This is a genomic window from Gordonia liuliyuniae (genome assembly GCF_021739025.1).
Taxonomy (GTDB): Bacteria; Actinomycetota; Actinomycetes; order Mycobacteriales; family Mycobacteriaceae; genus Gordonia; species Gordonia liuliyuniae.
On the sequence record NZ_JAKKOT010000006.1, the window covers coordinates 423,771 to 430,255 of the forward strand.

The window sequence follows — 6,485 nt, forward strand, 5'->3', positions numbered from 1 at the left end:
ACCTTATCGACGTCGCAACGGAATCGTCGCGGTGACCGCGAACCCACCGTCGGCCGTCGACTGCGACGTCAGTCCGCCGCCGACGGCCGATGCACGTTCGGCCATTCCGATGAGACCGTGCCCGCCCCCCGGCTGCGACACGTGATTCGGATCGGCAGGCGGACCGTTGACGATCGACACGACGGCGGCACCGTCACCGTCGACCATGCGGACGACGATGCTCGAACCGGGTGCGTGCCGGGCGGCGTTGGTGAGCGACTCCTGCACGATCCGGTAGACGGCGGCGCCCGCCGCACCCGGTTCGCCCCACTCGGCCACTCGGTCGGCGTACTCGACGGTGACGCCCGCCGCCCGGACCTGAGTGATGAGATCGGGCAGGTCACCGACGCCCTGCACCGGCCGAGTCGACGGCGAGTCCGCGGGCCGCAGGACACCGAGAAGCTGCCGGACTTCGTCGAGTGACTGCCGGGCGGCGTCGGCGATCGCCGTGAACTCGGCTTCCGTCGCAGGCCCCACGGTCTCGGGTTCCTCGGCTGCGGCGAGTCGGTACTTCGCGGTCTGGGACATGACGACCACCATGGACATGCGATGGGCGACGACGTCGTGGAGTTCCCGCGCGATCCGGGTCCGCTCGGCGAGGACTGCTTCCCTGGCCTGCGCGGTCTCGGTCTCGATCGCCTGTTCTTCGATCTGTTTCTGCGAGGACAACCGGTAGCGGATGAACGCGACCCCGATCGTCGCGACTACCAGCGCGAAGATCCACCCGAGCTTCGCGCCCGGCCCGACGCCGATCGCGAATGAGCCCGCGGTGATCGCGGCGACCAGCGGCAACCTCACCAACGGCTGGGTGATCAACGCCGCCACCGTCATCGCGATCAGGACGAGGAACATCGGGATCGGCATCGGGAAGTCGGTGTCCGGGTGCGGGACGAGGCTGGCGACCGAAGCGGTGATCACCACCATCGCCCACCCGGTCCGGACTGCGACCGGCCCGGCGAAGATCAACGCCATCGGCACGGACGCGGCCACTGCGAACAGCGGCAGCAGGTACGCGGGCATCGGGTTCGACATCGCGAGGTTCGGCCAGGTGACCGCCGTCATGGTCACGGCCGCCACCATTGCGACCCAGTTCCACACGCTGCCCAGGTATCGACGCAGTGTCGGGTCGGGCACCATGTCGAAGGAGATGCGTCGCACGGTGTCCAAACTCCTACCGGCCCGCCTCTTACCGGCCCGCCTCTTACCGGCCCGCTTCTTACCGAACAGTCTCTTCACGCCTTGACAGTAAGGCCGGAGCACGCGGCTGCGCCTCCCCCACAGGAGCGATACCGCCCCGTACCACGGGGTGACAACGGCCCCGTCTGTCACCGAGACGTACGGGGCCGCAATCACTTTCGCGGGCGATTCGGGTCGGCGCCGCAGGTTGCGACGGTGATGTCATGACCGTGAACTCCACTCCTGCAAGTCCCGTCCGGCGTGCTGTCCGGCGTGTATGCCTCGGCTTGGCGACCAGCATTCTGGCGCTGTTCTTCATCGGCGCGGCGGGCGTCGCAGCAGTGGTCGCCGCATCCCCTCCTCGGGTGGGCCCAGTGGTGAGCGACGTCGACCGCGCTGTCGCCGACCTCGTCGGATCGACGCCGGCCGACGCCCTGGCTCACCTGCCCGCAGGGTTCGAGTCCACGATGGGGTACCGCCCGGTCCTGGAGGACTCGCGGCCGGTGAACCCGACCGGCTCGTGCTCGTCCCCGGTTCCGCTGCCGGAACGATTCGAACCGGCATGTCGCGCACACGACTTCGGCTACGACCTGCTCCGTTTCGGGGAAAAGACCGGCAGGCCCGTCGCACAGTGGGCACGGCGCGCACTCGACGGGATGCTCGTCGACGCGATGCACGACTCGTGCACCAATCCGCTGTGCGATGTCGCAGCCGCCGTCGCCGACGGCGGTCTCACCGCCAACTCGTGGCGGCAGGACTGGCGAACGCCGACGCCCGAGTCGACCGGCGACATGATGTCGACGACGACACTTCGCGTCGTCGAGGCGATCGGGACGCGGCGATGATCGCCCGCGTGCATCCCGCGGTGGTCGTCGGCGGCGTCGCCGGGTGGGCCCTGGCGTTGGCGCCTGGCCAGTTGCCGCGCCCCGCACTGCTTCTCGCCGTCGCAGGCGCGGTGTTCGCGCTCCTCGGCATGGGTGTGGGCGCGCTCGTCTCGATGTTCACCCGCGGGCGCACGGCGAGCCGCGAACTTCTGGTCGGGACGGCCGTCGTCACGGGTGGACTCCTGGTGGCGGCGCTCTGGTGGCAGACGCGGGTGTGCGAGGACCTCGGCGCACCGAGTCCCGGGCTCGGGTGGGCGGCGGCGGTCGCGGGGGCTCCGCTGCTCGCCGCGGGCGCCGTCGTCCTGATTCCGGCGCGGGCGTTGGCGATCGGAGCTCTCCTCACCGCCCTCGTCGCGGGACCGGCCGCGACGGCGAACGCCGCCGCGCCGAACATCCCCGACGATCCGCGGTTGACGTACTCGATGCTGTCCGACGACACGTTCGACGACCGTGCTCGCGCACTCGTCGACTCGTGGGCCGCATCGGACGGGCCCGATCAGACGGCAGTGGTGGTCGCCGTGCCGACCGGCTCCGGGTGGATCGACGCGAGCGCCGTCGACGGTTTCGTGAGCCGGTTCGGCGGGTCGGTCCGCTTCCTGGCAATGCAGTACTCGAACGTTCCGTCCTGGCAGGCGTACCTCCGCTCGCCCGACACCGCGGGCGCGAGTGCGATCGCAGTACTGCGCGCACTCGACGAACAGTCGGCGACCTTGCCGAACCCTCCGCACGTGTACCTGTACGGACAGAGTCTGGGCGCCATCGGCGCGGACGCCGCCCGCGCGTGGGCCGACCGCACCGGCGTCGACGTCGCCGGGACTGTCTTGTCCGGGGCTCCCGCGGGCAGCGTCGAATCGCTACCGGAGTGCGCCCGACGAGTCAGCATCGCGAACGCCACCGACCCGGTCGCCGACTTCCAGGCGTCCCTGCTGTGGCGGGCGCCCCACCACGCGGGCGGCACCCGCACCATCGGTACGACGCCGTCCGCTCGGCCGCCGTGGACACCCGTCGTGTCGTTCGTCGGGACTGCGCTCGACCTGGCCGTCTCGTTGGACGGACCGGTCGGCAGCGGGCACCACTACGGTGCCGAACAGGGGCTCGCCGTCACGCAGATGCCCGGCGGCTGTCAGGCAACCGGTCCGCGCGCCGCCTCGTAGGCGGCGCCGACCCGGTACAACCGGTCGTCGGCGAGGGCGGGCGCCATGATCTGCAGACCGACGGGCAGCACCGCACCGCCGTCGCTCGCGGTGCCCGACGGCACCGACATCGCGGCTGTTCCAGCCAGATTCACCGGCAGGGTGCACAGGTCGAACAGGTACATGGCCAGCGGGTCGTCGACCTTCTCGCCCAGTTTGAACGCGGTCGTCGGCGTGGTCGGCGAGATCAGGACGTCCACGTCCTGGTACGCCTTCTGGAAGTCCCGCGCGATCAGCGTGCGCACCTTCTGCGCCTGACCGTAGTAGGCGTCGTAGTAGCCCGAACTCAAGGCGTAAGTGCCGATCATGATGCGGCGCTTGACTTCCGGACCGAATCCGGCGGCGCGGGTGAGCGCCATGACCTCGTCGGCGCTGTGCGTGCCGTCGTCGCCGACACGCATGCCGTACCGCATCGCGTCGAAGCGCGCGAGGTTGCTCGACACCTCGGACGGCAGGATCAGGTAGTACGCGCCGAGCGCGTACGAGAAGCTCGGGCAGTCGACCTCGACGATCGTCGCGCCCAACGAGGTGAGCGTCGCACACGCCTGCTGGAACGATTCGAGGACGCCCGCCTGATAGCCGTCGCCCTGCAGCTGTTTGACGACGCCGACCCGGACTCCCGTCAGGTCGCGGTTCGCGCCTTCGCGGGCCGCCGCGACGACGTCGGGTATCGGCGCGTCGATCGACGTCGAATCGCGCGGATCGTGTCCGGCGATCACTTCGTGCAGGAGCGCGGTGTCGAGCACGGTGCGACCGCACGGGCCGCCCTGATCGAGCGACGACGCGCACGCGACGAGTCCGTAGCGCGAGACGGTGCCGTACGTCGGCTTCACTCCGACGGTCGCGGTGACCGCGGCGGGCTGGCGGATCGAGCCACCGGTGTCGGTGCCGATCGCGAGCGGAGCCTGGTGCGACGCGAGCGCGGCCGCGCTACCACCGCCGGAACCGCCCGGGATCCGGTCGACGTCCCACGGGTTGCGGGTCACCTGGTAGGCCGAGTTCTCGGTGGAACTGCCCATCGCGAACTCGTCCATGTTGGTCTTGCCGAGGATCGGGAGGCCGGCCTCACGGAGCCGACGGGTCAGGGTCGCGTCGTACGGCGACACCCACCCTTCGAGGATCTTGGAACCACACGTGGTCGGCGCGTCTGTCGTCGTGAAGACGTCCTTGAGTGCGATCGGCACACCGGTCAACCCGCTCGGCGCCTGCCCGGCCGCGATCGCCTCGTCAGCGGCGCGGGCCGCGTCGAGCGCTTCGGTCGCCCCGACGTGCAGGAACGCTCCGAGCTGGTCGTCGATCTCGGCGATCCGGTCCAGGTGTGCCTGGGTCACCTCGACTGACGACAGCTCGCGGGACGCGATCTTCGCGCCCAGGTCGGCTGCCGAGAGCCCGGTGATCTCACCGGCGGCGCGGGTGCTGGTCTCGGTCACTTAGTCCTCCCCGAGGATCTGCGGTACGGCGAAACGGTCCTGTTCGACGGCGGGCGCACCCGACAGCGCCTGCTCCGGTGTGAGACCGGGGACGACGACATCGGGCCGCAGCACATTCTGCAGGTCGGCCGGGTGAGCTGTCGGCGGCACGTCGTCGGCGGCCACCTCGGCGACCTGCGCGACGTGGGTCAGGATCGAGTCGAGCTGGTCTGCATACTGATCGAGTTCAGCGTCGGTCAACGCGAGACGCGACAGCCGGGCAAGGTGCGCGACCTCGTCTCGGCTGATCGCCGGTGAGGGTGCGGACTCCGATTCGGTTGGCATCGCGACGTACCTTTCTCGCCTGCGGGGTGGACCCTGGGATGGGCACCGTCCAGGATATGGGAGAGCCCCGGACGGATCTGCGGTGGCCTCGGCGGCGCGGGCGACGTAGCGTGATGGGCATGATCATCGTCACCACCAACGAACTTCCCGGTTACCGGATCGAGCACGTCTTCGGCGAGTGCTTCGGCCTCACGGTCCGGTCCCGCCACATCGGGTCGAACATCGGTGCTGGTCTGAAATCTTTGGCGGGCGGCGAGTTGCGCGGCATCACTACGCTTCTTCACGAGTGCCGCCAGGAGGCGTTGAGCAGGTTGGCCGCCGAGGCGCAGGGCCGCGGCGCGAACGCCGTTCTCGCGTTCCGGTTCGAGACCACCGAGTACGCGGGCGGCGGTGGCGTCGAGGTCTGCGCGTACGGAACCGCGGTCGGGGTGAGTGCGTTGGCGGGCGGTCCGCCGGTGCCGAGCCAGCCGGTCGCGCCGCTCCCGCCGCAGCAGTAGTCGGCGGTGTCGTTCCTACTCCGTCTGCGCCTGTCCGACCGACCCGGCAGTCTCGGCATGCTCGCCGTCGAGCTGGGTGCGGTCGGCGCAGACATCAGGTCGCTCGAAGTGATCGAACGCGGTGACGGCTACGCGATCGACGACATCGTCGTCGAACTGCCTCCGACGTCGCTGCCCGACACCCTCATCACCGCCGCGCAGAACGTGCACGACGTGCGCGTCGAATCGTTGCGCCCGTTCTCCGATGTGCTCGACACCCATCAGGAACTGGAATTGATCGACGTCGTCGCCACCGGCGGCCCCGACCGGCTGCAAGTGCTCGTCGACCATTCGCCGCGCGTGCTCCGCGCGTCGTGGGCGATGGTCGTCGCGAAACCCGGTATCGACGTGCTCACCCTGTTCGCGAGTTCGGGCGCGCCCGAGACCCCGTTGGAGCAGGCCGACTGGCTTCCGCTCGACGCTGCCGCCGGGTTCGGGTCCGACAGCGAGTGGATGCCGGACGTCTGGCGCGACATGGACACGACGTTGGCGGCCGCCCCCATGGGCGACGGCGCCAAAGCGCTGCTGTTGGGCCGCACCGGCGGCCCCGAGTTCCGCCCGTCGGAGGTCGCCCGCCTCGGCTACCTGACCGGGATCATCTCGACGGTCGTCGACGCACCCTCGACCTAGTGTCGCGTGACTCGTCGACGTGCGGCCGACCGAGCGCGGTTGAGGTCTTCTGAGTATGCGCGGGGGATCACGCTGCGGTCGGGTGGACCGTCATGGTCCGTCTGCCGTGCGACCGCAACGGTGCCGGTCGGCGGTGCGGTCGAGCCGGGTCGGCCGGCGGTTGGAACCACGGGTGGCCATCGTCGCCGATGAACACCTCCCACTCACTGTGATGGATGAGCACGTGGTGCATCCGACACAGCAGAACCCCGTTGCCCAGCGAGGTATCTCCGC

At 69.9% G+C, this 6,485-nt stretch carries 7 protein-coding genes and 1 pseudogene; 4 read left to right on the forward strand and 4 right to left on the reverse strand.

Going from position 1 to position 6,485, the window contains the following annotated elements; genetic code table 11:
- Positions 1–3 precede the first annotated feature (3 nt).
- Positions 4–1,197 carry a sensor histidine kinase gene (locus tag L5G28_RS15240; protein WP_237002237.1) on the reverse strand — a complete coding sequence of 398 codons (1,194 nt, stop codon included), beginning with the start codon at positions 1,195–1,197 and terminating at the stop codon, positions 4–6.
- Positions 1,198–1,439: 242 nt separating this feature from the next.
- On the opposite strand from L5G28_RS15240, the gene L5G28_RS15245 reads away from it, so the two are divergent.
- Together L5G28_RS15245 and L5G28_RS15250 are read left to right on the forward strand one after the other, a co-directional pair.
- Entirely contained in the window at positions 1,440–2,060 is a 621-nt protein-coding gene (locus tag L5G28_RS15245) for a hypothetical protein (protein ID WP_237002238.1), read from the forward strand.
- Complete coding sequence (locus L5G28_RS15250; protein WP_237002239.1) at positions 2,057–3,253, forward strand: alpha/beta-hydrolase family protein; 1,197 nt, start codon at positions 2,057–2,059, stop codon at positions 3,251–3,253. The genes L5G28_RS15245 and L5G28_RS15250 overlap by 4 nt, the downstream gene beginning before the upstream one ends.
- Here the strand turns inward: L5G28_RS15250 and gatA are convergent.
- Positions 3,223–4,722: an Asp-tRNA(Asn)/Glu-tRNA(Gln) amidotransferase subunit GatA gene (gene gatA, locus L5G28_RS15255; RefSeq protein WP_237002240.1), complete on the reverse strand. Its 1,500-nt coding sequence runs from the start codon at positions 4,720–4,722 to the stop codon at positions 3,223–3,225. The genes L5G28_RS15250 and gatA overlap by 31 nt on opposite strands.
- Complete coding sequence (gene gatC / locus L5G28_RS15260) at positions 4,723–5,046, reverse strand: Asp-tRNA(Asn)/Glu-tRNA(Gln) amidotransferase subunit GatC (RefSeq protein ID WP_237002241.1); 324 nt, start codon at positions 5,044–5,046, stop codon at positions 4,723–4,725.
- Between the two features lie 119 nt (positions 5,047–5,165).
- Between gatC and L5G28_RS15265 the strand changes: the two genes are divergently transcribed.
- Together L5G28_RS15265 and L5G28_RS15270 are read left to right on the forward strand one after the other, a co-directional pair.
- Positions 5,166–5,543, forward strand: coding sequence for a YbjQ family protein (locus L5G28_RS15265; protein ID WP_236998790.1), 378 nt, complete (start codon positions 5,166–5,168; stop codon positions 5,541–5,543).
- A 6-nt stretch (positions 5,544–5,549) separates the two neighbouring features.
- Complete coding sequence (locus L5G28_RS15270) at positions 5,550–6,212, forward strand: ACT domain-containing protein (RefSeq protein WP_237002242.1); 663 nt, start codon at positions 5,550–5,552, stop codon at positions 6,210–6,212.
- 67 nt (positions 6,213–6,279) lie between these two features.
- Here the strand turns inward: L5G28_RS15270 and L5G28_RS15275 are convergent.
- Positions 6,280–6,485, reverse strand: a pseudogene (locus L5G28_RS15275) (HNH endonuclease); the annotation flags it as partial.

Coding starts and splice junctions, on each gene's coding strand:
- gatC (WP_237002241.1), bottom strand. CDS start 5,046: ATGCCAACCGAATCGGAGTCCGCACCCTCACCGGCGATCAGCCGAGAC.
- L5G28_RS15245 (WP_237002238.1), top strand. CDS start 1,440: ATGACCGTGAACTCCACTCCTGCAAGTCCCGTCCGGCGTGCTGTCCGG.
- L5G28_RS15265 (WP_236998790.1), top strand. CDS start 5,166: ATGATCATCGTCACCACCAACGAACTTCCCGGTTACCGGATCGAGCAC.
- L5G28_RS15250 (WP_237002239.1), top strand. CDS start 2,057: ATGATCGCCCGCGTGCATCCCGCGGTGGTCGTCGGCGGCGTCGCCGGG.